This is a genomic window from Xanthomonas cassavae CFBP 4642 (assembly GCF_000454545.1).
GTDB lineage: Bacteria > Pseudomonadota > Gammaproteobacteria > Xanthomonadales > Xanthomonadaceae > Xanthomonas > Xanthomonas cassavae.
In genome coordinates this window covers 1,640,435-1,664,168 of record NZ_CM002139.1, presented here as the reverse complement: position 1 = coordinate 1,664,168, position 23,734 = coordinate 1,640,435, and the positions used below count along the sequence as shown (strand labels likewise).

The following is a 23,734-nucleotide window of genomic DNA, read 5'->3' as shown; positions in this document are numbered from 1 at the left end:
GTCGATACCGCCGCCATCACGCCTCTGGAATTGCTTGCGCTGTCTTTGCCTGGATTGAACGGCGCGCAGAGGTTCGTACGATTTCCCGAGCTGCCTGCAGCCGGCTGCCATGTGCCGCGAGCAGATCGCTACGCGTGATGATGCCGACCACACGCAAGGTCTGCTGTCCGTCCACGACCACCAACCTGCCGACACCGGCATCGCTCATGTGATCGGCGGCCTCGCGGAGCGAGTGTTGCTCGCCGATGACCACCGCCGCGCGCTGCAGCAGCGCAGCGAGCGGCATGTCATCGGTCTTGCGTTGGTCGAGCAGCTCGCGGCGCGTCAGCACGCCCTGCAGCAGGCCCTCTGGGCCGGTGACCGGAAAGCCCTGGTGGCTGACCTCGGCCCCGCCACCACGCAACCACTGGCGTACTTCGCCCAGTGTCTGGGTTGCCTCCAGGCTCACCACGTCGCGGCTGCACACCGTGCCTACCGCGATCTGATCCAGATGATCGGCGCTATAGTCGGATGGAACGCGAACGCCGCGACGCACGATCTTCTCGGTCATGATGGTGTGGCGCATCATCAGGCCAGAGACCAGATACGCCGCCGCGCAGCCGCCCAGCAGCGGCAGCAGTCCGTGCGTTTGCTGGGTCGCTTCGAAGGCAAACAGGACTGAGGCCAGAAATGCACGCGAGGCACCCGCGAACATGGCCGCCATGCAGACCAGCGCCGCCATCCGTGGGTCGACACCGAGCCACGGTGCATAGGTCGCCACGGCAACCCCGAGCACGCCACCCAGCGCACCACCGATGGTGAACAACGGCGCCAACGTGCCGCCGGAGGTTCCACTGCCCAGCGCCACCGACCACGACACCAGTTTGGCCACGCACAGGATCAACATCGTGCCCAGCCCCACGCCGCCGCCCAGTACCAGAATGATGTTGTCGTATCCCACGCCCAAGGTCCGCGGCACCCAGTAGCCGACAACGCCGATCACCACGCCACCAATCGCCGGCCACCACATCCAGTGCAGCGGAATCCGTTCGAATGCGTCTTCGATGCCGTAGGTCAGACGTGTCACGCCGACGCTGATCGCACCGACCACGGCTCCCATCGCCACATAAGCGAACAGCGCACTCAACACCGCCGGCGGCAGCATCGGCATGGGAAATACCGGGCCGGCGCCTTCGAACACACCGTGCATCGCGGCGCCGACCATCGCCGCCAGCGCCACCGGAATCAGCGAGCGCGCGCGGCGTTCGAACAACAGCAGTTCGACCGCCAACACCACCGCCGCGATCGGCGTTGCAAAGATCGCGGCCATGCCGGCGGCAGCACCTGCAGCGAGCAAGGTCTTGCGTTCGTCGGCAGTGACATGCAGTCGCTGCCCCAGCAGTGATCCAAGTGCGCCGCCTGTGGCGATGATGGGTCCTTCCGCACCGAATGGCCCGCCGGTCCCGATCGCCACGGCCGACGATGTGGGTTTGAGCCAGGTCATGATGGGCGGAATGCGGCTGTCGTTACGCAATACCTGTTCCATCGCCTCGGGAATGCCGTGCCCCCGAATCGCACCCGAACCGTAGCGCGCCATCACACCGACGATCACGCCACCGACGACCGGCACCGCAATCGCCCAGGCTCCCAATGCATGTTCTGCCGGGCTGACCATCTCGACGTCCAGGCGACCGAAATATGCCAGGTTGGTGACCAAGCCGATCAGCGCGGTCAGCAGCTGCGCAACGCCCGCCACGACGAATGCCAACATCAGGCTGAGACTGGCGATCCAGGGCACGCGGCGATCGAGCGGCCGAAACTGAGCCGGCATCTGTGCCAGTGCTGGATCCAATGATGGGGCGAGCGGAATCGCCACGCGTGTATGCGTGGTGGAGTGGGAATCGATCAAGGGGGAACGCCGGAAGTGCGACGCGGCAAAGGCTACGCCGATCGTCCCGCAGTAGCTGGCTGAAACTTAAACCTGCAAGTGCGCGTGTGTCGAAACGAATACGCATGGCGGTCCACGCCCACCCACCGCACGGCCACACCGATGCTGCCGAAACATCGGCGGCAGAGTTCGCCCAGGACCAAACCGCCTTGTCGGTGCCTCGTCCATCGCAGTGCCTGTCTCGGTGCGCCACGCCACGCGCCCCCGTCGTTGCGCTGCGCGCCGCGCGTGCAGGACAACCCGGCTAAACTTGCGGTCCTGCTCCTCACTGGATTGGACCATGAAGCTCTACACCAAGCCCGGCGCCTGCTCGCTCGCTGACCACATCGTCCTGCGCTGGTCCGGGTTGCCGTTCGATCTGGTAGTGGTCGATGCCGCCACCATGAAGTCGCCCGACTATCTGCAGCTCAATCCGGCAGGTGCCGTGCCGTTGCTGCTGATCGACGATTGGGCGCTGACGCAGAACGCTGCCATCCTGAATTACATCGCCGATGTTGCGCCGCTGACCGGCCTGGGCGGCGATGGCAGCGCGCGCAGCCGTGCCGAGATCAATCGCTGGATCGCATTTTCCAACGCCGACGTCCACCCGACCTTCAAGCCGATCTTCGGCAGCACCGGCTACCTGCAGGATCAGGCATTGATCGCGCGCAGCCAGGACGATGCGCGCAGCAAGTTGCGCACGCTCTACGCGCGTGCCGATGCGCATCTGCAGGGCCGCCAGTGGCTGGCCGGCGACAGCCATACCGGCGCCGATGCGTATCTGTTCGTGACCTTGCGCTGGGCCCGCAAGGCCGGCGTGGACGTGAGTGGGCTGACGGCACTGGATGCCTTCTTCCAGCGCATGCAGGCCGATGCCGACGTGCAGGCAGCGCTGAAAGCCGAAGGCCTAGAGTAAGCGATAACGCGACCAGGGCACGCACCTTGGTGGCCGAATCACCGAGCGCACGTGCGCCGCGTTGTCGCTGCGCACAGTGCACCCCACGCTGCACCGCCGCGATGCCCACCCGCTGGCGTCACGCTGGTGGGCAGGCACAAAAAACGCCGGGCAATGCCCGGCGTTTTGACTTGCAGCAACCGTGGTGCTCAGCCCAGCAGATGCGACACGCCGCTGCGCTCTTCTTCCAGCTCGGCCAGGGTCTTGTCGATGTACTTCTGGCTGAACTCGTCGATCGGCAGATCCTTGACCAGCGTGTACTGGCCGTTCTCGGTGGTGACCGGGAAGCCGAAGATCACGCCTTCCGGAATGCCGTAGGAGCCATCGGACGGCACGCCCATGGTGACCCACTTGCCATTGCTGCCCAGCACCCAGTCACGCACGTGGTCGATGGCCGCATTGGCGGCCGACGCCGCCGACGACAGGCCACGGGCTTCAATGATCGCCGCGCCGCGCTTGCCCACGGTCGGGATGAAGGTGCTGGCGTTCCATTCCTGGTCGTTGATCGCATCGCCGATGGACGCGCCATCGGCGGTGGCGAAACGGTAGTCCGGGTACATGGTCGGGCTGTGGTTGCCCCACACCACCAGCTTCTCGATGCCGCCGACCGGCTTGCCGAGCTTGAGCGACAGCTGGCTCAGGGCACGGTTGTGATCCAGGCGCAACATGGCGGTGAAGTTCTTCGGGTTCAGATCCGGCGCCGACTTCATCGCGATGTAGGCGTTGGTGTTGGCCGGATTACCGACCACCAGCACCTTGACGTCGCGCTTGGCCACCTTGTTCAACGCCGCGCCCTGCGCAGTGAAGATCTTGGCGTTTTCCAGCAGCAGGTCCTTGCGCTCCATGCCCGGGCCGCGCGGACGCGCGCCGACCAGCAGGGCGACGTCGATGTCCTTGAACGCCACTTCGGCGTCGTCGGTGCCGACCATGCCGGCCAGCAGCGGGAACGCGCAATCTTCCAGCTCCATCATCACGCCCTTGAGCGCGGCCTGGGCCTTCTCGTTGGACAGTTCCAGCAATTGCAGGATCACCGGCTGATCCTTGCCCAGCATTTCGCCGGAGGCGATGCGGAACAGCAGGGCATAGCCGATCTGGCCGGCAGCGCCGGTCACAGCAACACGAACAGGTGCTTTCATGGGTGTTTCCTCTGCTAAAAAGCGTTGGTGGGGGTGGCGCGCTGGCGGGGCCGCAAGGCCTGGCGGCGCGCGTTGACAAACGAACGGCCGCACAAGGCGGCCGTTCGACGGGAACTGCGATCAGGCGGCGAGGATCTTGTTCCACTCCGCGACGCGGTCGGCCTTGGCCGCCAGCACGGCGTCGGTATCGCCTTCGATGGTGAGCGTGTTGATGGTGTCGCCCTGGGCAACGCTGTCCACCACGTCCAGGCCCTGGGTGACCTTGCCGAACACGGTGTGCTTGCCGTCCAGCCACGGGGTGGCGGTGTGGGTGATGAAGAACTGGCTGCCGTTGGTGTTGGGGCCGGCGTTGGCCATGGACAGCACGCCGCGCTCGTGGCCGACGCCGTTGTTGGCCTCGTCTTCGAAACGGTAGCCCGGGCCGCCGCGACCGGAACCTTCCGGGCAGCCGCCCTGAATCATGAAGTCGGCGATGACGCGGTGGAAGCTCAGGCCGTTGTAGAAGCCGCGCTTGGCCAGGTTGACGAAGTTGGCAACCGTCAGCGGAGCCTTCTCCGGGTACAGCTCGACAACGATCGGGCCGCGGGAGGTGTCGAAGGTGGCGATCAGGGACATGGAAATCCTTGCAGGTTCTGGAGTGATCAACAGCTCACTAGGATACACCCGGGCGCGTAGCCGGCCGCGCGGTTACGACCATGGTCCAACGGTTCTGCCCGCCCCGGCTGCCCGGCCCGTCACGCTGGCTGAATGGGCGATCTGAACCGACGTGCGCTAATCCGCAACGGCAGCGCAACGAAACCGCTATAATGTTGGGCTTACCTCATCTCAAGACTGGCGCCAGACAGGGGCCCTTTCCGCATGTCCATTGAAAAACTCCGCAATATCGCCATCGTCGCGCACGTCGACCATGGCAAGACCACCCTCGTCGACTGCCTGCTGAAGCAGTCCGGCACCCTGTCCGAACGCACCGTCTTGGCTGAGCGCGTGATGGACAGCAACGACCAGGAAAAGGAACGTGGCATCACGATCCTGGCCAAGAACACGGCCATCACCTGGCAGGGCAACCGCATCAACATCGTCGACACCCCCGGACACGCCGACTTCGGTGGCGAAGTCGAGCGCGTGCTGTCGATGGTGGACTCGGTGCTGATCCTGGTCGACGCGATGGACGGCCCGATGCCGCAGACCCGCTTCGTGACCCAGAAGGCGTTCGCGATGGGCTTCAAGCCGATCGTGGTGGTCAACAAGATCGACCGTCCCGGCGCGCGCCCGGACTGGGTGATCGACCAGGTGTTCGACCTGTTCGACAAGCTCGGCGCCACTGACGAGCAACTGGACTTCCCGATCGTCTACACCTCGGCATTGAATGGCTACGCCAGCCTGGATTCGAGCGTGCGCGACGGTGACATGACCCCGCTGTACGAAGCGATCATGCAGCACGTCTCGGCACCGGACGTCGATCCGGACGGCCCGTTCCAGATGCGCATCAGCCAGCTGGACTACAACAACTTCGTCGGCGTGATCGGCATCGGCCGCATCCAGCGCGGCGTGCTGAAGAAGAACATGCCGGTCAGCGTGATCGACCGTGAGGGCAAGAAGCGTCAGGGCAAGGTGCTGCAGGTGCTGGGCTTCCTGGGCCTGGAGCGCATCGAGCAGGACACCGCCGAAGCCGGCGACATCGTCGCCATCTCCGGCGTGGCCGAGCTGACCATTTCCGACACCGTGTGTGCGCTCGACGCCCCCGAAGCGCTGCCGGCGCTGACCGTGGACGAACCCACGATCTCGATGACCTTCCAGGTCAACAATTCGCCGTTCGCCGGCAACAAGGACCTGTCCGGTGGCAAGTTCCTGACCAGCCGTCAGCTACGCGACCGTCTGGACCGCGAGAAGGTGCACAACGTGGCGCTGAAGGTCGAGGAAGGCTCCGACGCCGACAAGTTCCTGGTCTCCGGCCGTGGCGAACTGCACCTGTCGGTGCTGATCGAAAACATGCGTCGTGAAGGCTACGAGCTGGCCGTGTCGCGCCCGGAAGTGATCATCAAGGAAATCGACGGCAAGCAGATGGAGCCGATCGAACAGCTGGTGGTGGACATCGAAGAACAGCACCAGGGCGGCGTGATGGAAAAGCTGGGCACCCGCAAGGGCCAGCTGAAGAACATGGAGCCGGACGGCAAGGGCCGCGTGCGCCTGGATTACATGATCCCGGCCCGTGGCCTGATCGGCTTCCAGAACGAATTCCGCACCCTGACCCAGGGTTCGGGCCTGCTGTTCCACGTGTTCGACCATTACGGCCCGAAGGAACAGGGCGCCATCGCCAAGCGCCAGAACGGCGTGATGATTGCCAACGCCCCGGGCGCAACCCCGGCCTATGCGCTGGGGCCGTTGGAAGAGCGTGGCCGCCTGTTCGCCGCCGAAGGCGACAACGTGTACGAAGGCCAGCTGATCGGTATCCACTCCAAGGACAACGACCTGACCGTCAACGCGATCAAGACCAAGCCGCTGACCAACATGCGTGCGTCGGGCAAGGACGATGCGATCAAGCTGACCCCGGCCATCAAGTACACGCTGGAACAGGCGCTGGACTTCATCGAGGACGACGAGCTGGTCGAAGTCACCCCGAAGGAAATCCGCCTGCGCAAGAAGTTCCTGACCGAAAGCGACCGCAAGCGCGCTGGCCGTTCCGGCTAAGCCCTGGCGGTCACGCTCGTGCAGCGCAAGCCCTACAGCCCGGATCCGCGCGCGCATCCGGGCCTTCATGCGATCGCCTTGCTCGAGGCGGTCAAGGGGGTGCTTGCGCTGCTGGCGGCGACGGGCCTGGAAATTCTGGGCCCGCTCTCGCTGCAGAATGCGGTCAGCACGCTGATCCGCCGTTTCAATCTGGATCCCGACCACGGTGCACTGCCGTCGTTGCTCAAGACCATCAGCCCCGATGCCGTGCATCTGGCCGCTGCCGCCATGCTGGCCTACGGCCTGCTGCATGTGGTGGAAGCCTGGGGCCTGTGGCGCGCCAAGGCCTGGGCCTCGCTGCTGGGCTGCCTGTCGGCCGCCATCTATCTGCCATTCGATATCTACGCCATCGTCCGCCATCCTGGCTGGACCGCCTGGGCCGTGCTGGCGATCAACCTGATCGTCGTCGGCGTGCTGGCACGCGATCTGGTCCGGCGTCGCCACTGACCCACCCTGCCCCGTCCACGCGGACGCGGCCATCCGTTGTCACCCCGATCCTGCGCCATTAGCCTGCGAAGACCTCCCGGGGAACCCGCGCCGATGCGATCCACCACCTTGTCCTTTGCCTTGCTGCTGGCGCTGTGCGGCTGTGCGCATGCCGACGCCCCGACGCGCCACACACCTGACACGGCGGCCGGCACCGAGCCACTGGAGCTGGTCGAGGCCGATGTGGCCGGCCTGCAGGCGCGCATGCAGTCCGGCACCATCACCAGCCTCGAACTGACCGGCGCCTATCTACAACGCATCGCCAGCATCGACCGCGCCGGCCCGCAACTCAATGCGGTCATCGAACACAATCCGCAGGCCGAAGCCGAGGCACGCCGGCTCGACGACGAACGCCGCGCCGGACGTGTGCGCGGACCGTTGCACGGCATCCCGGTACTGCTCAAGGACAACATCGACGCCGTGCCGATGGTCAACAGCGCCGGCTCGCTGGCACTGGCCGCGTCCCGCCCGGCCCGCGATGCCTTTCTGGTGCAGCGCCTGCGCGCGGCCGGCGCGGTGATCCTGGGCAAGACCAACCTGAGCGAGTGGGCGAATTTCCGCTCCACCCAGTCCAGCTCCGGCTGGAGCGCCCGCGGCGGACTGACCCGCAACCCCTACGCGCTCGACCGCAACCCGTGCGGCTCCAGCGCCGGCACCGGTGCGGCAATCGCCGCCAGCCTGGCCACCGTGGGCATTGGCACCGAGACCGACGGCAGCATCACCTGCCCGGCATCGGTCAACGGCCTGGTCGGGCTCAAGCCGACGGTGGGCCTGGTCAGCCGCGACGGCGTCATCCCGATTTCGGCCAGCCAGGACAGCGCCGGCCCGATGACGCGCAGCGTGGCCGACGCGGCCGCGGTGTTGCAGGCAATCGCCGCGCCCGATGCGCAGGATCCGGCCACGCGCAATGCGCCGTCGTCCCCTCCAGACTATCTCGCCCACCTCAAACCCGATGGCCTGCGCGGCGCGCGCCTGGGCCTGCTGCGCAACCCACTGCGCGAGGATCACGCGATCGCCGCCGTCTTGGATCGCGCCGTGCAGACCTTGCGCGCGGCAGGTGCCACGGTGGTAGAGACTGCCCTGGTCACCGATGGCAAGTGGGATGCTGCTGAGCAGATGGTCTTACTGGTCGAATTCAAGGCCGGCTTGAATGCCTACCTGCGCAGCCACGCCGCGCCGGTCAAGGACCTGGACGCGCTGATTGCCTTCAATCGCGCCGATGCGCAGCGCGAAATGCCTTACTTCGGCCAGGAGTTGTTCGAACAGGCGCAGGCTGCGCCGGGCCTGGAGGACCCGGGCTATCTGAGCGCGCGTGCCAGCGCCAGACGGCTCGCCGGCGAGCAAGGCATCGACGCAGCCCTGAAAGCCGACCGCCTGGACGCGCTGATCGTGCCGACCACCGGCGCGGCCTGGGTCACCACGCTCGGCAAGGGCGACACCTTTCCCGGTGCCGGCTACGGCGCCGCGGCGGTGGCCGGATATCCGAGCCTGAGCGTGCCGATGGGGCAGACCCAAGGCTTGCCGCTCGGACTGCTGTTCATGGGCACCGCCTGGAGCGAACCGCGCCTGATCGAACTGGCTTACGCCTACGAGCAGCGCAGCCACGCGCGGTTCGCGCCCGGCTACGCGCCGAGCGCACCGCCGGCGACACCGGGCGCATCGCAAGCAAAGCCAGTCGACTGACCGCAAGGCAATGCGGGGCGGTACAGGCATCGACGTCATGAGACAGCATCACCCGAGCGATGCGCGAACCGGCTGGCCGCCAGCGCACACAAAAACGGCCAGGCACGTCTGCAGACGAGGCTAGATGGATGCTGCAGGCTCGCCGTCTTCGGCACCCGGCGAACGCACGTTGTCCGGCGAGATCGGTTCTGCTGCGCGCAAGGCCGGCTTTTCCTGCGCCACGATCTCGGCGCGAATCCTGGGCAATGCATAGGGATGCTCGCGGGTCAGGAAATCGATCATGCGTTCGCGCACCAGGCAGCGCAGGTCGAAGGCATCGCCGGAATTGCGCGCACTCACCAACAGGCGCACCTGGATGGTGTTGTCGCTGGTATCGGTGATCTGGGTAACGCACACCCGCCCATCCCACAGCGGCTCGCTCTGGCAGATGCGCTCCAGTTCCGCGCGCACTGCGGCGATCGGCGTGCGGTAATCCAGCCACAGGAATGCGGTACCGAGCAGATCCGCGCTAGCACGCGTCCAGTTCTGGAACGGGTTTTCGATGAACCAGGTGAGCGGCACCACCATGCGTCGCTCATCCCAGATCCGCACCACCACATACGCGCTGCCGATCTCCTCGATGCGGCCCCATTCGCCTTCCACGATCACCACATCGTCCAGCCGGATCGGCTGGGTCAGCGCAATCTGCAGGCCGGCGATCAGATTACCGAACACCGGCTTGGCCGCGATGCCCGCCACCAGACCGATGATGCCGGCCGAGGCCAGCAGCGTCTTGCCGATATGGCGCACCTGCTCGAAGCCGAGCAGCACCACCGAGATGCCAAGCAAAATTACTGCGCCCATCACCACGCGGCTCAGCACCCGGGTCTGGGTCTGGATGCGGCGCGCGGTGAGATTGTCCGACACCTCGATCGGGTTGCTGCGCAGGATCGCCGCTTCGCCGGCCGCCACTGCACGTACCAGCAGCCAGGTCACGCAACCGACGATGCCGACATGCAACAGGTGCTGCACTACCGCCAGCGCCTTGCCGGTCAGCGGCGTGGCCTCGGTGGCAACACCTAGGAACAGCAGCGGCAGGATGAAGGCCGCGGGCAAGGTGATCACGCGAATGATGCGCGCGCGGCGGTAATCGCGTCCCTGCATGCGGCGAAACAGCCACAGCATCAGCGACCAGGTGACGACGCCGGCCAGCAGCGCGGCGCCCAGGGGAATTGCGTATTCGCGAATGACGTTCCAATCGGCAGTCAAACCGTTCCTCCTGTGGGGGGAAAGAGGGATGGCTGCCAGAGCATGCCGCAGGCGGCATGAGCATCACGTCATGCGCACGCCGCTCATGCGCCCAGCGGCTGCGACGCCACCTGTTGTTGCTTGCGCACGATCGCCATCGCAATTTCCAACGACTGTTCGTAGTTCAGGCGCGGATCCACGCTGGAGCGATACGCCCGCTCCAGATCGCGCTCGGTGAGCTCGCGTGCGCCGCCGGTGCATTCGGTGACATCTTCGCCGGTGAGCTCCAGATGTACGCCGCCCAGCCGCGTGCCGGCTGCTGCATGCAGGTCGAACGACAACTCCACTTCGTTACGGATGTTGTCGAAACGCCGCGTTTTATAGCCATTCCCGGTGCTTTCGGTGTTGCCGTGCATCGCATCGCACACCCACAGCACCCGCCGCCCGTCGCGCTTGACCGCATCCAGCAGTGGCGGCAACTTCTCGGCGATCTGCGCCGCGCCCATGCGATGGATGAAGCTCAGGCGCCCGGGTTCGTCGTCGGGATTGAGCACGTCGATCAGACGCAGCAGCTGATCCGGCTGCACCGACGGCCCGACCTTGATCGCGATCGGGTTGCGTACCCCGCGAAGGTATTCCACATGCGCGCCATCCAGCGCTGCGGTGCGCATGCCGATCCACGGGTAGTGCGTGCTGAGGTTGAACCACCCCCACTGCCGCGGCACCTGCCGCGTCAGGCCTTCTTCGTACGGCAGCAGCAAGGCTTCGTGCGAGGTGTAGAAATCGATGCGGTTGAGGTTGTACACCTCTGCCCCGGACAGGGTTTCCATGAAGCGCACGGCATCGCCGATCGAAGCGACCATCTTCTGGTAGTCGGCCGCCAGCGGCGAATAGCCTACCCAGTCCAGGTTCCAGTATTCGGGGTGATGCAGGTCGGCGAAGCCGCCATCGATCAAGGCGCGTACGAAGTTCATCGTCATCGCCGATCGCGAGTGCGCGGTGATCATGCGGCGCGGATCGGGCACGCGCGCGGCCTCGGTGAAGGCTGGCGCATTGATCACATCGCCGCGGTAGCTCGGCAAGGTCACGCCATCGCGGGTTTCGGTATCGGCCGAGCGCGGCTTGGCGTACTGCCCGGCAAAGCGACCCACCCGCACCACCGGCAAATGCAGCCCGTGCACCAGCACCAGGCTCATTTGCAGCAGTACCTTCAACCGGTTGGAAATGGTGCCCGATTCGCAATGGCTGAAATTCTCCGCGCAATCGCCACCCTGCAGCAGGAAGCGCTTGCCCTCCTGGGCTTCGGCCAACTGGCGCTTGAGTGCAAAGATTTCCCACGAGGTCACCAGCGGCGGCAGCTGCCGCAACTCGCCCAGCGTGTGTTCCAGCGCAACGGCGTCCGGGTAGACCGGCATCTGCAACGCCGGACGCTGCCGCCAGCTCTGCGGCGACCACTGGTCTGCCTGGTTGACGGACGAATGAGGGGAAGCGGACATCGTGAACTCCAGAAATCTCGGGCGCCGGCCAGCGCCGGAACGAAACGATCAGAACAGTTTGCGCGGACCACGCTGCTTGAAGCCGGCGTACAGCGCCCACAGCGCCAGGCCCACGAACCACAGCATGCTCCACATCGGCATGCTCAGGCCCAGAAAGCGCCAATCGATATTGCCGCAGTCGCCGGTGCCGGTCAGCACAGTGCGGAACACTTCGAACGGCCCCATCGTCTCGCTCAGGAAGCTCAACGGCGGCCCGCACGAGGACATCATGTCCTTGGGCCGGATCTGCACCCAGACATGCCGCGCCGCGATGCCCATGCCGACGCCGGCAGCGATGAAGCTCAGCACGCCATAGAGCTTGCGCGTGCCCGCGGCGCGCGGCCCATGCAACGCGCCCAGCAGAAACAACAGCGCCAGCGCCGCAAACGCGATCCGCTGGAAGATGCATAGCGGGCAAGGCTCCAGCCCAAGATGCAGCTGCACATAGATCGCGTAGGCAAGCAGTCCTGCGCAGGCAAGAAAGCCCAGCAGAAACTGCGCCCGGAAACCCCAACGAAATGGATTCATCGCTACCGCTTGCCTAGGATCGAATGCCCAATTATCAGCCATCGCTGCCGCGGTGACCACGGATGGCTGCATCGGGCAGGTCGTCTGGCAGCAGGCCCGGTGTAGCCATGCATGTCGCCAGTCATGTGTCGGTCTGCAGACCCTCGACACCGCCCGGAGACGGCCGCCTTTGCGGCGGCGAGCTTGATCCTGGTTGAGCCATGCACATCGCTGCGCTGTTGCCGAAACACCCATACCAAGATCGACCGCCATGGTCCGACACCGGCAATAAAAAAGCCCGGCGCTAGCCGGGCTTTTCGAGAATCTTTGCGAAGGGCGATCCGATTACTCGGCCACTTCCTCAGCCACGACCGGGCGATCGACCAGCTCCACATACGCCATCGGCGCATTGTCGCCAGCACGGAAACCGGCCTTCAGGATGCGCAGGTAGCCGCCGGGACGGGTCGCGTAACGCGGGCCCAGTTCGACGAACAGCTTGCCCACTGCTTCCTTGTCGCGCAGGCGGGCGAAGGCCAGACGGCGGTTGGCAACGCCATCGACCTTGCCGATGGTGATCAGCGGCTCGGCGACGCGACGCAGTTCCTTGGCCTTCGGCAAGGTGGTCTTGATCAGCTCGTGCTTGAACAGCGAAGCGGCCATATTGCGGAACATGGCTTCGCGATGCGCGCTGGTGCGGTTGAACTTACGGCCGGATTTCTGGTGACGCATGAGTATGATTTCCTAGAATGTTGAGACTGCTTGAGAGACGTTGTCGCCATCCTGGCGCTGTTGAATGGACTGCGGTTGGTCCGAACCGGCCGTCCTTCGACCGGATGTCATCGCGGGCTTGGGCCCGTCGATGCAGAAAAACAAACATGGGCGCCCGAAGACGCCCATGCGGTGATGCATTAACCAAGCATGCCGTGCTGGGCGACGCCGGCCGGCGGCCAGTTTTCCAGCTTCATGCCCAGTGCAAGGCCGCGCTGTGCCAGCACTTCCTTGATTTCGGTCAGCGACTTCTTGCCCAGGTTCGGAGTCTTGAGCAGCTCCACTTCGGTTTTCTGGATCAGATCGCCGATGTAGTAGATGCTCTCGGCCTTGAGGCAGTTGGCCGAACGCACGGTCAGCTCGAGGTCGTCGATCGGGCGCAGCAGCACCGGATCCACGCCGCTGGCGGCCGGCTTGGCCGCACCGCGGTCGCGGTGGGTGAAATCGCCGAATACCGACAGCTGATCGCTGAGGATGTCGGCGGCGGTGCGCACGGCTTCCTCGGCATCGATCGTGCCATTGGTCTCGATATCGATCACCAGCTTGTCGAGGTCGGTACGCTGTTCAACACGCGCAGCTTCCACGGCGTAGGCAACGCGGCGCACCGGCGAGAACGACGCATCCAGCATCAGACGACCGATGGTACGGGTCTCTTCGTCCGGACGACGACGCGCAGCTGCCGGCTGGTAACCGAACCCACGCTCGATCTTCAGGCGCATGTTCAGCGCGGTATCTTTGGTCAGGTGGCAGATCACATGGTCGCCGTTGATGATCTCGACGTTGTGATCGGTCCTGATATCGGCCGCAGTGACCGTACCCGGACCCTGCTTGGACAACGACAGCGTGGCGCTATCGCCACTGTGCATACGAATCGCCACGTCTTTCAGGTTCAGCAGGACGTCGAGCACGTCTTCCTGCAGACCTTCGACCGTGGTGTACTCGTGCAGCACGCCGTCGATCTCGACCTCGGTGATCGCAAAACCGGGGATCGACGACAACAACACACGACGCAGGGCATTGCCCAGCGTGTGCCCGTAACCGCGCTCCAAGGGTTCGATCACGACCTTGGCACGGTTGTCGGTAAGACGTTCGATCTGCGGACCACGGGGGCGCAGAACCTGGTTGGCGGTAACCGTCATGTTGCGGGGTCTCCTGCGAACCTCCGGCAGTACCGGAGGTTCTCCAATGTGAATTACTTCGAATACAACTCGACGATCAGCGCTTCGTTGATATCCGAAGGCAGGTCGGCACGATCCGGAACGGCCTTGAACACGCCGCTGAACTTCTTCGAATCGACTTCAACCCACGACGGCGTCATGTCGTGCTGCTCAGCCACGGTCAGGGCTTCCTGCACGCGGAGCTGCTTCTGTGCCTTTTCCGACAGCGTGATCGCATCGCCGGCCTTGATCTGGTACGAGGCCAGATTCACCGACTTGCCATTGACCAGCACGCCACGGTGCGACACCAGCTGGCGCGCAGCCGGACGGGTGACGGCAAAGCCCATGCGATAGCAGACGTTGTCCAGACGGGTTTCCAACAACTGCAGCAGGTTCTCGCCGGTGTTGCCCTTCTTGGTCGAGGCCTTCTTGTAGTAGTTGCGGAACTGACGTTCCAGCAGACCGTAGATACGCTTGACCTTCTGCTTCTCGCGCAGCTGGGTGGCGTAGTCGGAGAGCTTGCCCTTGCGAGCCGCTCCGTGTTGGCCGGGCTTCTGCTCAAGCTTGCACTTGGAGTCCAGCGCACGCGCCGGGCTCTTGAGGGAAAGGTCGGCGCCTTCGCGGCGCGCGAGCTTACAGGTAGGACCGATATAACGAGCCATTTCTTATCGCTCCCTTTAGACGCGACGCTTCTTCGGCGGACGGCACCCGTTGTGCGGGATTGGCGTCACGTCGATGATGTTGGTGATCTTGTAGCCCACGTTGTTCAACGAACGCACGGCCGACTCACGGCCCGGACCCGGACCCTTGATACGCACTTCCAGCGACTTCACGCCGTAGTCGAGCGCAGCGCGACCAGCCTTCTCGGCGGCAACCTGGGCAGCGAACGGGGTCGACTTGCGCGAGCCACGGAACCCGGCGCCGCCGGACGTAGCCCACGACAGCGCATTGCCCTGGCGATCGGTGATGGTGACGATGGTGTTGTTGAACGAAGCGTGGACGTGAGCGACGCCATCGGTGATGACGCGCTTGATCTTCTTCTTCGTTTTCTTTTCTGCTGGCTTTGCCATGATCTATCCCTTACTTCCTGATCGCCTTGCGCGGACCCTTACGGGTGCGGGCGTTGGTACGGGTGCGCTGACCACGCAGTGGAAGACCACGGCGATGACGCAGACCGCGATAGCAGCCCAGGTCCATCAGTCGCTTGATCGCGATACCGATTTCGCGGCGCAGGTCGCCTTCGACGACATACTTGCCGACTTCGGCGCGCAGGCGCTCGATTTCGGGTTCGGACAGATCACGAATCTTCGTGGTCGGGGTAACGCCTGCGGCTTCGCAGAGTTTCTTCGAACGTGTACGGCCGATGCCGTAGATGCTTTGCAACCCGACCCAGACGTGCTTCTGGGCTGGCAGGTTGACTCCTGCAATACGCGCCATGACGCGATTCTCCAACTGAGTGATGGCCCGACGGCGCCCGGGCGCCATCCGGCAGGATGGATCAAAAGTGAACTCGGAATTATAGCAAGGCCTCGGATTGCTTTGAAGTCCGTGGAACCAGAGGTTCCATGGACCCGGCGTGGGGAGTGTGCCCTCGCTCCGGCGCCGGACGGTGTTGATCCAGAAAACTGCTCCGAATCGCCTGTGCTACTCCCGCACAGGACCACCCCGTCACACCCGCGCGCGAGACGTCGCGCGAGCCGCCCTTCTGATCGGAAGATCGTGGCCCGGGAACCAGGCCGTCTTCACGCAATGAAGATCTAGTGTACCACTTAACCGCGCGCAAGACCGCCGCGTGACCCACCCTTCAGGTTGGCCTTCTTCAGCAAGCTCTCATATTGGTGCGACATCAGATGCGCCTGGATCTGCGCAATGAAGTCCATTACCACCACCACCGCGATCAACAGCGAAGTGCCGCCGAAGTGGAACGAGGTGCCGAGCTGCGTGCGCATGATTTCGGGCAGCAGGCAGACGATCACCAGGTACAGCGAACCGGCCGCGGTCAGGCGCGTCAACACGCCATCCACGTAGTCGGCGGTCGCCTTGCCCGGACGGATCCCCGGAATCAGCGCACCAGACTTCTTGAGGTTGTCGGCGGTTTCCTGCGAGTTGAACACCAGCGCCGTGTAGAAGAATGCAAAACCGATAATCAGCGCAGCGAAGACCAGCATGTGCACCGGCTCGCCCGGCCCAAGCGCGTTGGCGATCTTCTGCAGCCACGACCCCACCCCACCCGACGCCGCCTGGCCCGACCACATCGACAGCGTCGCCGGGAATGCCAGGATGCTCGATGCGAAAATCGGCGGAATCACGCCAGCCATGTTGAGCTTGAGCGGCAGGAACGAGGTCTGGTTCATGTACGCATTGCGACCGCCCTGGCGGCGTGCGTAGTTGACCGTGATGCGTCGCTGCCCACGCTCGACGAACACCACGAACAGCGTAAACGCCAGGATGGTGATGACGATCAACAACAGCGAAATGAAGCTCAGGTTGTCTTCGCGGAAAGCTTCAACGGTCTGGATCGCTGCCGACGGAAGGCCTGCAACGATGCCGGCGAAGATGATCAACGACACCCCGTTGCCGATGCCACGCTCGGTGACCTGCTCGCCCACCCACATCAGAAAGATGGTGCCGGCAGTCAGCGCAATCACTGCGGTGAGAACAAAGCCCATGCCCGGCGCGTACACCACCGGAGCGCCACCAGGCGCGGTCTGGTTCTGCAGTGCCAGCGCGATACTGCCGCCCTGCACCACCGCCAGCAACACCGCACCGATGCGCGAATACTGGGTGATCTTACGCCGGCCGGATTCGCCTTCCTTCTGCATCGCCTTGAGGGCGGGAAAGATGTGCGTGGCCAACTGGATAACGATGGATGCCGAGATGTACGGCATCACGTTCAACGCGAAAATACTGAAACGGTGCAGGGCGCCGCCCGAGAACATGTTGAACATGTCCACGATGCCGCCGCCCTGCGCCTGCATCAACGAAAGCATGGCATCGGGATTGACGCCCGGCACCGGCACATAGCAGCCGATGCGATAGACGATCAATGCCCCGAGGACGAACAGCAGCCGCTGGCGAAGTTCCGTGAACTTGCCGAGCCCGCCACCGAGGTTACCAATGCCAGCCTGCGCCATCTGCCGATTACTCCTCTACGCTGCCGCCGGCAGCTTCGATTGCTGCCTTGGCGCCTGCGGTCGCCGCAACGCCCTTCAGCACGAACTTCTTGCTCAACTCGCCTTTCAGCACGATCTTCGCCTTCTTGGCGCGGCTCGGGACCAGATTGGCCGCACGCAGCGCTGCGAAATCGACATCACCGGCGTCCAGCTTGTCCAGCTGGTAGGACAACACTTCAGCGGTATCGCGCGCCATCTTGGAGCGGAAACCGATCTTCGGCAGACGGCGCTGCATCGGGGTCTGGCCGCCTTCGAAGCCGGCCTTGATCTTGCCGCCACCCTTACGGGCGAACGAACCCTTGTGACCGCGACCAGCGGTCTTGCCGAGACCCGAACCGATACCACGACCGACGCGGGTGCGCTCGGTACGGGCGCCGTCGGCCGGCTTGAGGTCATTAAGACGCAGAGTCATGGGATTACTCCTCAACCTTGACGAGGTAGTGAACCGTATTGATCAAGCCACGCACCTGCGGGCTGTCCTTCAATTCACGCACATCGTTGAGCTTATTCAGGCCCAACGCACGCACCGACAGGCGGTGACGCGACTGGGTTCCACGCAGGCCACGCACCAGGCGCACCTTCACGGTCTTGCTGGTGTCCTTAGCCATGGTTGAGCTCCTCCACCTTCTTGCCCCGCTTGGCCGCGACACGGGCCGGCGACTGCACTTCCGATAGACCCTTCAGGGTGGCGCGGACCAGGTTGATCGGATTACGCGAACCGACCGCCTTGGCCAGCACGTTCTTCACGCCAACCGCTTCGAGCACGGCGCGCATCGCACCGCCGGCAATGACGCCGGTACCTTCGGAAGCCGGCTGCATGTACACGCGTGCGGCGCCATGGCCCGACTTGACGGCATGCCACAAGGTACCGTTGTTCAGATCCACGGTGGCCAGGTTCTTGCGCGCCTGCTCCATCGACTTCTGGATGGCGACCGGCACTTCGCGCGCCTTGCCATAACCGAAACCGACCTTGCCCAGACCATCGCCGACCACGGTCAGCGCGGTGAAGGTGAACTGGCGACCGCCCTTGACCGTCTTGCTGACGCGATTGACCGCGACCAGCTTCTCGATCATGCCATCGTCGACTTTCTCTTCGCGGTTACGGTCGCGATCACGACCCCGCGGTGCACGTTCTTCTGCCATCTTGATTCCTTGATTGATTGAGTATGTACGGCTCGGGGCCGCTTATGGTTGTGAAGTCACGCTGTGTTCCCGGCACCGTTGCAAAAGAACGGGACGGTCCGGCATCTCTCCTGCCAGCGGTGGCGCGAATGTGGCCGATGGCCACATCCGCAGCAGTGCTTAGAACTGCAGGCCGCCTTCGCGAGCCGCATCGGCCAGGGCCTTGATACGGCCGTGGTAGCGGTAACCAGAGCGGTCGAATGCGACCTTCTCGATGCCCGCGGCCTTGGCGCGCTCGGCGATCAGCTTGCCGACCTTGACGGCCGCATCGCTGTTCTTGCCATTCTTCAGGCCGTCCTTGACATCGGCCTGCAGGGTGTTCGCCGCAGCGATCACCTTGGAACCGTCGGCAGTGAAGACCTGGGCATACAGGTGCTGCCCGGTGCGCAGCACCGACAGACGCGCGACGCCCAGCTCGCGGATGTGTGCACGGGTCGACTTGGCGCGACGCAGGCGGGCGATGTTCTTGTTGATGCTCATGATATTTATCCTACGAAAGCTGAAGGAAAACAGGCTTGTACATTGAAAAGTCCGGCCATGGATGGCCGGGCTCCTCGCAGAGGGACCTGCCTTACGCCTTCTTGGCTTCCTTGCGAATGATGACTTCACCGGCGTACTTCACACCCTTGCCCTTATAGGGCTCCGGCGGGCGGAAACCGCGAATCTTGGCGGCAACTTCGCCGACGCGCTGCTTGTCGGCGCCCTGGACCACGATTTCGGTTTGGCTCGGGGTCGACAGTGTGATGCCTTCCGGCGCCACGAACACCAGCGGATGCGAGAAACCGAGCGACAGGCTCAGGTCCTTGCCCTGCATGGCGGCACGATAGCCGACGCCAACCAGCTCGAGCTTGCGCTCGAAGCCCTCGGACACACCCTTGACCATATTGGCCAGGATGGCACGCACGGTGCCGGTGATGGCGATCTGCGACGGATCATTGGCCGACAGGGTGGCAACGTCGCCGTCGACGGCGATTTCGACGCCAACCGGCTTCGGCAGGGTCAGGGTGCCCTTCGGGCCCTTGACGCTGACCAGCTCGGGCTGGACCTTGAGTTCAACACCCTTCGGAAGGGAGACAGGCTTCTTGGCTACACGGGACATGATCGATTCCTTCCCTTAGGCCACGAAGCACAGAACTTCACCACCAACGCCGGCTTCGCGAGCCTGCGCATCGGTCATGATGCCCTTCGAGGTGGAAATGATGGCGATACCCAGGCCACCCAGGACCTTGGGCAACTCGGTCTTGCCGCGGTACTGGCGCAGACCCGAGCGCGAGAAGCGCTTCAGGGTCTCAATGACCGGACGGCCTTCGAAATACTTCAGCACGATTTCCAGCTCCGACTTGTTGTTTTCGGTGGCCGTAACGCGCAGGTCGGTGATGTAACCCTCGTCCTTCAGGACTTGGGCGATCGCAACCTTGATCTTGGACGACGGCAATTTCACCGTCTGCTTACCAACCGCTGCCGCATTCTTGATGCGAACCAGCAGATCGGCGATGGGATCAGTCATGCTCATATGAGTACCTTTGAGTGCACCGATATCCGCTTTCGCGAAAATCTTGTGTTTTCCTGGGGACGGGCCAGGGCCCTTGACGTCATGCCAGGCCCGTACGGGCAAGACAGAAGCGGAAGTATACGACAAAAGAGCCCGACTTGCGTCGGACTCCCGTGTTGAACAGAACCATCCTGTTCAAGCCGGCCGCGAACGGCCGGCAATGCTGTTACCAGCTTGCCTTGCGCAGGCCCGGAACGTCGCCGTTCATCGTGGCCTTGCGCAGCATGTTGCGACCCAGACCGAACTTGCGGTAGACACCGCGCGGACGACCGGACAGCTCGCAACGGTTGCGGTGGCGGCTTGGCGACGAATCGCGCGGCAGCTTCTGCAACTTGGTCGACGCATCGATCTTCTCTTCGTAGGACGCATCCTGGCTGGAGAGGATCTTCTTCAGCGCATCACGCTTGCCGGCGAATTTCTTCGCCAGCTTTGCACGCTTGATGTCGCGGTGGATCATGGAGGTCTTTGCCATTTCGGATGTCCTCGATGGTCAGTTACGGAACGGAAACTTGAACGCTGCCAGCAACGCCTTCGCTTCCGCATCTGTCTTGGCGGTGGTGGTGATGGCGATATCCATACCGCGGATCGCGTCGACGGCGTCGAAGTCGATTTCCGGGAAGATGATCTGTTCCTTCACACCCATATTGAAGTTGCCACGACCGTCGAAGGAGCGACCGGACACACCACGGAAGTCGCGCACGCGCGGCAACGAGATGTTGATCAGGCGATCTAGGAACTCGTACATCTTGGCGCGACGCAAGGTGGTCTTGCAGCCGATCGGCCAACCGTCACGAATCTTGAACGATGCGACGGAAACGCGCGACTTGGTGACCACCGGCTTCTGGCCGGAGATCTTGGACATGTCGGCGACCGCATTTTCCAGAATCTTCTTGTTGGTAGCGGCTTCGCCCACGCCCATGTTGAGCGTGACCTTGACCAGCTTCGGCACTTCCATCGGATTGGTGTAGCCGAATTCCTTCATCAGGGCCGGCACCACATTTTCCTTGTAAAACTTTTCGAGACGAGTATTCATGATCGCATTCCTCAGGCGTCGAGCGCCTCACCGCTGGAGCGGAACACACGCAATTTGCGTCCATCCTCCAGCACCTTGAAGCCAACGCGCTCGCCCTTGCCCGTTGCCGGGTTGACGATATTGACGTTGGAGATATGGATCGACGCTTCACGCTCGACCACGCCGCCGGCGACACCCGCCTGCGGGTTCGGCTTGGTATGGCGCTTGATGACGTTGGCGTTGGAGACGATCACGCGATCGCCGTCCACACGCACCACTTCACCCTGCTTACCCTTGTCCTTGCCGGTGTTGATGACGACCTGGTCGCCCTTCTTGATACGGTTAGCCATGTGTATGTCCTCCGCTCACAGCACTTCGGGAGCGAGCGAGACGATCTTCATGAACTTCTCGGAACGCAGCTCGCGCGTCACAGGCCCGAAGATGCGGGTACCGATCGGCTCCTGCTTGTTGTTCAACAGCACAGCGGCATTGCCGTCGAAGCGGATCAGCGAACCGTCGGGACGGCGCACACCCTTGCGGGTACGCACCACGACGGCGTCGTAGACTTCGCCTTTCTTGACCTTGCCACGCGGAATGGCGTCCTTGACGGTCACCTTGATGATGTCGCCAATGTGTGCGTAACGGCGCTTCGAGCCGCCCAGCACCTTGATGCACATCACTTCCTTGGCACCCGAATTGTCGGCGACATCGAGGTAGCTCTGCATCTGGATCATGATTCAGATCTCCCTTATTCGGCCGAACGGGTGACGATTTCGACCACCCGCCAGTTCTTGGTCTTGGACATCGGAGCAATCTCGGTCACGCGCACGACGTCGCCTTCGTTGCAGGCATTGTCGGCGTCGTGTGCGTGCAGCTTGGTCGAGCGCTTGATGTACTTGCCGTACAGAGCATGCTTGACCTGGCGCTCCACCAACACGGTGACCGTCTTGTCCATCTTGTTGCTGACGACACGGCCTTCGACCGTGCGCAGCGTTTGCTTTTCGTTGTTGTCGCTCATCGCGGCCGTCCTTACTTGGTGCTGCCGAGCAGGTGCTTGACGCGAGCAATCTCGCGACGCACCCGGCGGGTTTCGTGGGTCTTCGGCAGCTGGCCGGTGACCTGCTGCATGCGGAGCGAGAATTGCTCCTTACGCAGATCGGTCAGGTGGGCCTTCAGTTCGTCAGCCGACTTCTCGCGGAGTTGTTTGATATCCATCAGCGCACCGTCCGGGTCACGAAAGTGGTGGTCACCGAGAGCTTGGCGGCGGCAAGGCGGAACGCCTCACGTGCGGTCTCCTCGGGGATCCCCTCGATTTCATAGATCATGCGGCCCGGCTGAATCTGCGCGACCCAGTACTCCACGTTGCCCTTACCGGAGCCCATGCGGACTTCGATCGGCTTCTTGGTGATCGGCTTGTCGGGGAACACACGGATCCACATCTTGCCGCCCTTCTTGACGTGGCGGCTGATCGTGCGGCGTGCTGCTTCAATCTGACGCGCGGTCAGCTGGCCGTGCGCCGTGGCCTTGAGGCCGTATTCGCCGAAGCTGACGGCGTTTCCGCTCCATGCCAGGCCGTCGTTACGGCCCTTGTGCATCTTGCGATATTTGGTTCGCTTGGGTTGCAACATTGCCGTTACCTCGCTTCACGAGCCGGGCGCGACGGGCGGTCACCACGGTCGCCGCGATCGTTACGATCGTTGCGCGGGCTGTCGTCCTGCTTTTCCTGGCCAACCTGAGAGAAGTCGAAGACTTCGCCCTTATAGATCCAGACCTTGATACCGATGATGCCGTACGTCGTGGACGCTTCGGCAAAACCGTAATCAATGTCGGCACGTAGCGTGTGCAGCGGCACCCGGCCTTCGCGGTACCACTCCGAACGGGCGATTTCTGCACCGTTGAGGCGGCCAGCGACGTTGACCTTGATGCCCAGGGCACCCAGGCGCATCGCGTTACCGACCGAGCGCTTCATTGCACGGCGGAACATGATGCGACGCTCCAGCTGCTGCGCGATCGACTCGGCGACCAGCTGCGCGTCCAGCTCCGGCTTGCGTACTTCGGTAACGTTGATGTGCGCCGGAACGCCCATCAGCTCGCTCACTTCCTTACGCAGCTTTTCGATGTCCTCGCCACGCTTGCCGATCACCACGCCCGGACGGGCGGTGTGAATGGTCACGCGGGCGGTTTTGGCAGGGCGCTCGATCAAGATCTTGCTGATACCTGCCTGCGCGAGCTTCTTGCGCAGCATTTCACGCACTTTCAGGTCGGCAGCCAGATAACCGGCGAACTCGGCCTTGTTTGCGTACCACTTGGAATTCCAGTCCTTGGCGATGCCGAGGCGGATTCCAGTCGGATGAACTTTATGACCCATGGTCTTTTCCTTTCCGCTTACTTGGCGGCGCCCACAACCACAGTGATGTGGCTGGTGCGCTTGAGGATGCGGGTACCGCGGCCTTTCGCCCGCGCCATGAAACGCTTCAGGGAGGGACCTTCATCAACCATGATGGTCTTGACCTTCAGCTCGTCGACATCCGCGCCCTGATTGTTCTCGGCATTGGCGATCGCCGACTCCACCACCTTTTTGATCAGGTGTGCAGCCTTCTTGTCCGAGAACTTCAGCAGATTGACCGCACGCTCGGCGGACAAACCACGCACCTGGTCTGCGACCAGGCGGGCCTTCTGCGGGGAGATGCGCGCGGTGCGCAGGATTGCTTTCGCTTCCATCGTCATC

General features: G+C 63.5%; 31 protein-coding genes. 4 read left to right on the top strand and 27 right to left on the bottom strand.

Annotated features, from left to right (window positions below):
* Positions 1-16: 16 nt before the first annotated feature.
* Positions 17-1,750 carry a chloride channel protein gene (locus XCSCFBP4642_RS0107415; protein ID WP_327192082.1) on the bottom strand — a complete coding sequence of 578 codons (1,734 nt, stop codon included), beginning with the start codon at positions 1,748-1,750 and terminating at the stop codon, positions 17-19.
* A gap of 457 nt (positions 1,751-2,207) precedes the next feature.
* Between XCSCFBP4642_RS0107415 and XCSCFBP4642_RS0107410 the strand changes: the two genes are divergently transcribed.
* Complete coding sequence (locus XCSCFBP4642_RS0107410) at positions 2,208-2,822, top strand: glutathione binding-like protein (RefSeq protein ID WP_029219238.1); 615 nt, start codon at positions 2,208-2,210, stop codon at positions 2,820-2,822.
* A 188-nt stretch (positions 2,823-3,010) separates the two neighbouring features.
* Here XCSCFBP4642_RS0107410 and XCSCFBP4642_RS0107405 read toward each other — a convergent pair whose 3' ends face one another.
* Together XCSCFBP4642_RS0107405 and XCSCFBP4642_RS0107400 are read right to left on the bottom strand one after the other, a co-directional pair.
* Complete coding sequence (locus XCSCFBP4642_RS0107405) at positions 3,011-3,997, bottom strand: malate dehydrogenase (RefSeq protein WP_029219237.1); 987 nt, start codon at positions 3,995-3,997, stop codon at positions 3,011-3,013.
* Between the two features lie 120 nt (positions 3,998-4,117).
* Positions 4,118-4,612 carry a peptidylprolyl isomerase gene (locus XCSCFBP4642_RS0107400; protein WP_010368631.1) on the bottom strand — a complete coding sequence of 165 codons (495 nt, stop codon included), beginning with the start codon at positions 4,610-4,612 and terminating at the stop codon, positions 4,118-4,120.
* A 243-nt stretch (positions 4,613-4,855) separates the two neighbouring features.
* On the opposite strand from XCSCFBP4642_RS0107400, the gene typA reads away from it, so the two are divergent.
* From typA to XCSCFBP4642_RS0107385, 3 genes are all read left to right on the top strand, one after another.
* Positions 4,856-6,685: a translational GTPase TypA gene (typA, locus tag XCSCFBP4642_RS0107395; RefSeq protein WP_029219236.1), complete on the top strand. Its 1,830-nt coding sequence runs from the start codon at positions 4,856-4,858 to the stop codon at positions 6,683-6,685.
* Positions 6,686-6,703: 18 nt separating this feature from the next.
* Positions 6,704-7,171, top strand: coding sequence for a DUF2127 domain-containing protein (locus XCSCFBP4642_RS0107390; RefSeq protein WP_033898126.1), 468 nt, complete (start codon positions 6,704-6,706; stop codon positions 7,169-7,171).
* Between the two features lie 108 nt (positions 7,172-7,279).
* Entirely contained in the window at positions 7,280-8,893 is a 1,614-nt protein-coding gene (locus XCSCFBP4642_RS0107385) for an amidase (RefSeq protein ID WP_029219234.1), read from the top strand.
* 120 nt (positions 8,894-9,013) lie between these two features.
* Here XCSCFBP4642_RS0107385 and XCSCFBP4642_RS0107380 read toward each other — a convergent pair whose 3' ends face one another.
* From XCSCFBP4642_RS0107380 to rplV, 24 genes are all read right to left on the bottom strand, one after another.
* Positions 9,014-10,141 carry a mechanosensitive ion channel family protein gene (locus tag XCSCFBP4642_RS0107380; protein WP_029219233.1) on the bottom strand — a complete coding sequence of 376 codons (1,128 nt, stop codon included), beginning with the start codon at positions 10,139-10,141 and terminating at the stop codon, positions 9,014-9,016.
* 83 nt (positions 10,142-10,224) lie between these two features.
* The gene (locus tag XCSCFBP4642_RS0107375) at positions 10,225-11,616 is read right to left on the bottom strand and encodes a class II 3-deoxy-7-phosphoheptulonate synthase (protein ID WP_029219232.1); all 1,392 of its coding nucleotides are present in this window, start codon (positions 11,614-11,616) and stop codon (positions 10,225-10,227) included.
* A gap of 48 nt (positions 11,617-11,664) precedes the next feature.
* Positions 11,665-12,183 (bottom strand): disulfide bond formation protein B, encoded by a 519-nt coding sequence (locus XCSCFBP4642_RS0107370; RefSeq protein WP_029219231.1) that lies wholly within the window; start codon positions 12,181-12,183, stop codon positions 11,665-11,667.
* Positions 12,184-12,507: 324 nt separating this feature from the next.
* A complete protein-coding gene (gene rplQ, locus XCSCFBP4642_RS0107365; RefSeq protein WP_003486665.1) occupies positions 12,508-12,891 on the bottom strand; it encodes a 50S ribosomal protein L17 in 384 nt (127 codons plus the stop codon).
* A 179-nt stretch (positions 12,892-13,070) separates the two neighbouring features.
* Positions 13,071-14,069, bottom strand: a complete 999-nt coding sequence (locus tag XCSCFBP4642_RS0107360) for a DNA-directed RNA polymerase subunit alpha (protein WP_002811635.1) — start codon at positions 14,067-14,069, stop codon at positions 13,071-13,073.
* Between the two features lie 53 nt (positions 14,070-14,122).
* The gene (gene rpsD / locus XCSCFBP4642_RS0107355) at positions 14,123-14,749 is read right to left on the bottom strand and encodes a 30S ribosomal protein S4 (protein ID WP_002811641.1); all 627 of its coding nucleotides are present in this window, start codon (positions 14,747-14,749) and stop codon (positions 14,123-14,125) included.
* A 15-nt stretch (positions 14,750-14,764) separates the two neighbouring features.
* Positions 14,765-15,157, bottom strand: coding sequence for a 30S ribosomal protein S11 (gene rpsK / locus XCSCFBP4642_RS0107350; RefSeq protein ID WP_003486671.1), 393 nt, complete (start codon positions 15,155-15,157; stop codon positions 14,765-14,767).
* Positions 15,158-15,167: 10 nt separating this feature from the next.
* Positions 15,168-15,524: a 30S ribosomal protein S13 gene (gene rpsM, locus XCSCFBP4642_RS0107345; RefSeq protein WP_029219230.1), complete on the bottom strand. Its 357-nt coding sequence runs from the start codon at positions 15,522-15,524 to the stop codon at positions 15,168-15,170.
* A 332-nt stretch (positions 15,525-15,856) separates the two neighbouring features.
* Positions 15,857-17,221 (bottom strand): preprotein translocase subunit SecY, encoded by a 1,365-nt coding sequence (secY, locus tag XCSCFBP4642_RS0107340; RefSeq protein ID WP_029219229.1) that lies wholly within the window; start codon positions 17,219-17,221, stop codon positions 15,857-15,859.
* Between the two features lie 7 nt (positions 17,222-17,228).
* A complete protein-coding gene (rplO, locus tag XCSCFBP4642_RS0107335) occupies positions 17,229-17,672 on the bottom strand; it encodes a 50S ribosomal protein L15 (RefSeq protein WP_003486676.1) in 444 nt (147 codons plus the stop codon).
* A 4-nt stretch (positions 17,673-17,676) separates the two neighbouring features.
* The gene (rpmD, locus tag XCSCFBP4642_RS0107330) at positions 17,677-17,868 is read right to left on the bottom strand and encodes a 50S ribosomal protein L30 (RefSeq protein WP_024711764.1); all 192 of its coding nucleotides are present in this window, start codon (positions 17,866-17,868) and stop codon (positions 17,677-17,679) included.
* Entirely contained in the window at positions 17,861-18,403 is a 543-nt protein-coding gene (rpsE, locus tag XCSCFBP4642_RS0107325; protein WP_003486682.1) for a 30S ribosomal protein S5, read from the bottom strand. The genes rpmD and rpsE overlap by 8 nt, the downstream gene beginning before the upstream one ends.
* Positions 18,404-18,562: 159 nt before the next feature.
* Positions 18,563-18,922 carry a 50S ribosomal protein L18 gene (rplR, locus tag XCSCFBP4642_RS0107320; protein WP_005993383.1) on the bottom strand — a complete coding sequence of 120 codons (360 nt, stop codon included), beginning with the start codon at positions 18,920-18,922 and terminating at the stop codon, positions 18,563-18,565.
* 91 nt (positions 18,923-19,013) lie between these two features.
* Positions 19,014-19,541 carry a 50S ribosomal protein L6 gene (gene rplF / locus XCSCFBP4642_RS0107315; protein WP_029219226.1) on the bottom strand — a complete coding sequence of 176 codons (528 nt, stop codon included), beginning with the start codon at positions 19,539-19,541 and terminating at the stop codon, positions 19,014-19,016.
* Positions 19,542-19,556: 15 nt separating this feature from the next.
* Positions 19,557-19,955: a 30S ribosomal protein S8 gene (gene rpsH / locus XCSCFBP4642_RS0107310; RefSeq protein ID WP_010371096.1), complete on the bottom strand. Its 399-nt coding sequence runs from the start codon at positions 19,953-19,955 to the stop codon at positions 19,557-19,559.
* 205 nt (positions 19,956-20,160) lie between these two features.
* Entirely contained in the window at positions 20,161-20,466 is a 306-nt protein-coding gene (gene rpsN / locus XCSCFBP4642_RS0107305) for a 30S ribosomal protein S14 (protein ID WP_005917137.1), read from the bottom strand.
* An 18-nt stretch (positions 20,467-20,484) separates the two neighbouring features.
* Positions 20,485-21,027, bottom strand: coding sequence for a 50S ribosomal protein L5 (gene rplE / locus XCSCFBP4642_RS0107300; RefSeq protein WP_010371090.1), 543 nt, complete (start codon positions 21,025-21,027; stop codon positions 20,485-20,487).
* Between the two features lie 11 nt (positions 21,028-21,038).
* A complete protein-coding gene (gene rplX / locus XCSCFBP4642_RS0107295; RefSeq protein ID WP_003486696.1) occupies positions 21,039-21,356 on the bottom strand; it encodes a 50S ribosomal protein L24 in 318 nt (105 codons plus the stop codon).
* Positions 21,357-21,371: 15 nt separating this feature from the next.
* Positions 21,372-21,740, bottom strand: a complete 369-nt coding sequence (rplN, locus tag XCSCFBP4642_RS0107290; protein WP_003486699.1) for a 50S ribosomal protein L14 — start codon at positions 21,738-21,740, stop codon at positions 21,372-21,374.
* Between the two features lie 14 nt (positions 21,741-21,754).
* Entirely contained in the window at positions 21,755-22,024 is a 270-nt protein-coding gene (gene rpsQ / locus XCSCFBP4642_RS0107285; protein ID WP_003486701.1) for a 30S ribosomal protein S17, read from the bottom strand.
* An 11-nt stretch (positions 22,025-22,035) separates the two neighbouring features.
* Positions 22,036-22,221 (bottom strand): 50S ribosomal protein L29, encoded by a 186-nt coding sequence (gene rpmC, locus XCSCFBP4642_RS0107280; RefSeq protein ID WP_003486703.1) that lies wholly within the window; start codon positions 22,219-22,221, stop codon positions 22,036-22,038.
* Positions 22,221-22,634 (bottom strand): 50S ribosomal protein L16, encoded by a 414-nt coding sequence (rplP, locus tag XCSCFBP4642_RS0107275; protein WP_003486706.1) that lies wholly within the window; start codon positions 22,632-22,634, stop codon positions 22,221-22,223. The genes rpmC and rplP overlap by 1 nt, the downstream gene beginning before the upstream one ends.
* Positions 22,635-22,639: 5 nt before the next feature.
* Complete coding sequence (gene rpsC / locus XCSCFBP4642_RS0107270; protein WP_033898118.1) at positions 22,640-23,374, bottom strand: 30S ribosomal protein S3; 735 nt, start codon at positions 23,372-23,374, stop codon at positions 22,640-22,642.
* 17 nt (positions 23,375-23,391) lie between these two features.
* Positions 23,392-23,727, bottom strand: a complete 336-nt coding sequence (rplV, locus tag XCSCFBP4642_RS0107265; protein WP_003486710.1) for a 50S ribosomal protein L22 — start codon at positions 23,725-23,727, stop codon at positions 23,392-23,394.
* Positions 23,728-23,734: the final 7 nt, after the last annotated feature.

What these genes read in the sequence shown, in the direction of transcription:
- XCSCFBP4642_RS0107415 (WP_327192082.1), bottom strand. Translation starts at nt 1,750, where the DNA reads ATGTTGGCATTCGTCGTGGCGGGCGTTGCGCAGCTGCTGACCGCGCTG.
- XCSCFBP4642_RS0107410 (WP_029219238.1), top strand. Translation starts at nt 2,208, where the DNA reads ATGAAGCTCTACACCAAGCCCGGCGCCTGCTCGCTCGCTGACCACATC.
- XCSCFBP4642_RS0107405 (WP_029219237.1), bottom strand. Translation starts at nt 3,997, where the DNA reads ATGAAAGCACCTGTTCGTGTTGCTGTGACCGGCGCTGCCGGCCAGATC.
- XCSCFBP4642_RS0107400 (WP_010368631.1), bottom strand. Translation starts at nt 4,612, where the DNA reads ATGTCCCTGATCGCCACCTTCGACACCTCCCGCGGCCCGATCGTTGTC.
- typA (WP_029219236.1), top strand. Translation starts at nt 4,856, where the DNA reads ATGTCCATTGAAAAACTCCGCAATATCGCCATCGTCGCGCACGTCGAC.
- XCSCFBP4642_RS0107375 (WP_029219232.1), bottom strand. Translation starts at nt 11,616, where the DNA reads ATGTCCGCTTCCCCTCATTCGTCCGTCAACCAGGCAGACCAGTGGTCG.
- XCSCFBP4642_RS0107370 (WP_029219231.1), bottom strand. Translation starts at nt 12,183, where the DNA reads ATGAATCCATTTCGTTGGGGTTTCCGGGCGCAGTTTCTGCTGGGCTTT.
- rplQ (WP_003486665.1), bottom strand. Translation starts at nt 12,891, where the DNA reads ATGCGTCACCAGAAATCCGGCCGTAAGTTCAACCGCACCAGCGCGCAT.
- XCSCFBP4642_RS0107360 (WP_002811635.1), bottom strand. Translation starts at nt 14,069, where the DNA reads ATGACGGTTACCGCCAACCAGGTTCTGCGCCCCCGTGGTCCGCAGATC.
- rpsD (WP_002811641.1), bottom strand. Translation starts at nt 14,749, where the DNA reads ATGGCTCGTTATATCGGTCCTACCTGTAAGCTCGCGCGCCGCGAAGGC.
- rpsK (WP_003486671.1), bottom strand. Translation starts at nt 15,157, where the DNA reads ATGGCAAAGCCAGCAGAAAAGAAAACGAAGAAGAAGATCAAGCGCGTC.
- rpsM (WP_029219230.1), bottom strand. Translation starts at nt 15,524, where the DNA reads ATGGCGCGTATTGCAGGAGTCAACCTGCCAGCCCAGAAGCACGTCTGG.
- secY (WP_029219229.1), bottom strand. Translation starts at nt 17,221, where the DNA reads ATGGCGCAGGCTGGCATTGGTAACCTCGGTGGCGGGCTCGGCAAGTTC.
- rplO (WP_003486676.1), bottom strand. Translation starts at nt 17,672, where the DNA reads ATGACTCTGCGTCTTAATGACCTCAAGCCGGCCGACGGCGCCCGTACC.
- rpmD (WP_024711764.1), bottom strand. Translation starts at nt 17,868, where the DNA reads ATGGCTAAGGACACCAGCAAGACCGTGAAGGTGCGCCTGGTGCGTGGC.
- rpsE (WP_003486682.1), bottom strand. Translation starts at nt 18,403, where the DNA reads ATGGCAGAAGAACGTGCACCGCGGGGTCGTGATCGCGACCGTAACCGC.
- rplR (WP_005993383.1), bottom strand. Translation starts at nt 18,922, where the DNA reads ATGAGCATCAACAAGAACATCGCCCGCCTGCGTCGCGCCAAGTCGACC.
- rplF (WP_029219226.1), bottom strand. Translation starts at nt 19,541, where the DNA reads ATGTCCCGTGTAGCCAAGAAGCCTGTCTCCCTTCCGAAGGGTGTTGAA.
- rpsH (WP_010371096.1), bottom strand. Translation starts at nt 19,955, where the DNA reads ATGAGCATGACTGATCCCATCGCCGATCTGCTGGTTCGCATCAAGAAT.
- rpsN (WP_005917137.1), bottom strand. Translation starts at nt 20,466, where the DNA reads ATGGCAAAGACCTCCATGATCCACCGCGACATCAAGCGTGCAAAGCTG.
- rplE (WP_010371090.1), bottom strand. Translation starts at nt 21,027, where the DNA reads ATGAATACTCGTCTCGAAAAGTTTTACAAGGAAAATGTGGTGCCGGCC.
- rplX (WP_003486696.1), bottom strand. Translation starts at nt 21,356, where the DNA reads ATGGCTAACCGTATCAAGAAGGGCGACCAGGTCGTCATCAACACCGGC.
- rplN (WP_003486699.1), bottom strand. Translation starts at nt 21,740, where the DNA reads ATGATCCAGATGCAGAGCTACCTCGATGTCGCCGACAATTCGGGTGCC.
- rpsQ (WP_003486701.1), bottom strand. Translation starts at nt 22,024, where the DNA reads ATGAGCGACAACAACGAAAAGCAAACGCTGCGCACGGTCGAAGGCCGT.
- rpmC (WP_003486703.1), bottom strand. Translation starts at nt 22,221, where the DNA reads ATGGATATCAAACAACTCCGCGAGAAGTCGGCTGACGAACTGAAGGCC.
- rplP (WP_003486706.1), bottom strand. Translation starts at nt 22,634, where the DNA reads ATGTTGCAACCCAAGCGAACCAAATATCGCAAGATGCACAAGGGCCGT.
- rpsC (WP_033898118.1), bottom strand. Translation starts at nt 23,374, where the DNA reads ATGGGTCATAAAGTTCATCCGACTGGAATCCGCCTCGGCATCGCCAAG.
- rplV (WP_003486710.1), bottom strand. Translation starts at nt 23,727, where the DNA reads ATGGAAGCGAAAGCAATCCTGCGCACCGCGCGCATCTCCCCGCAGAAG.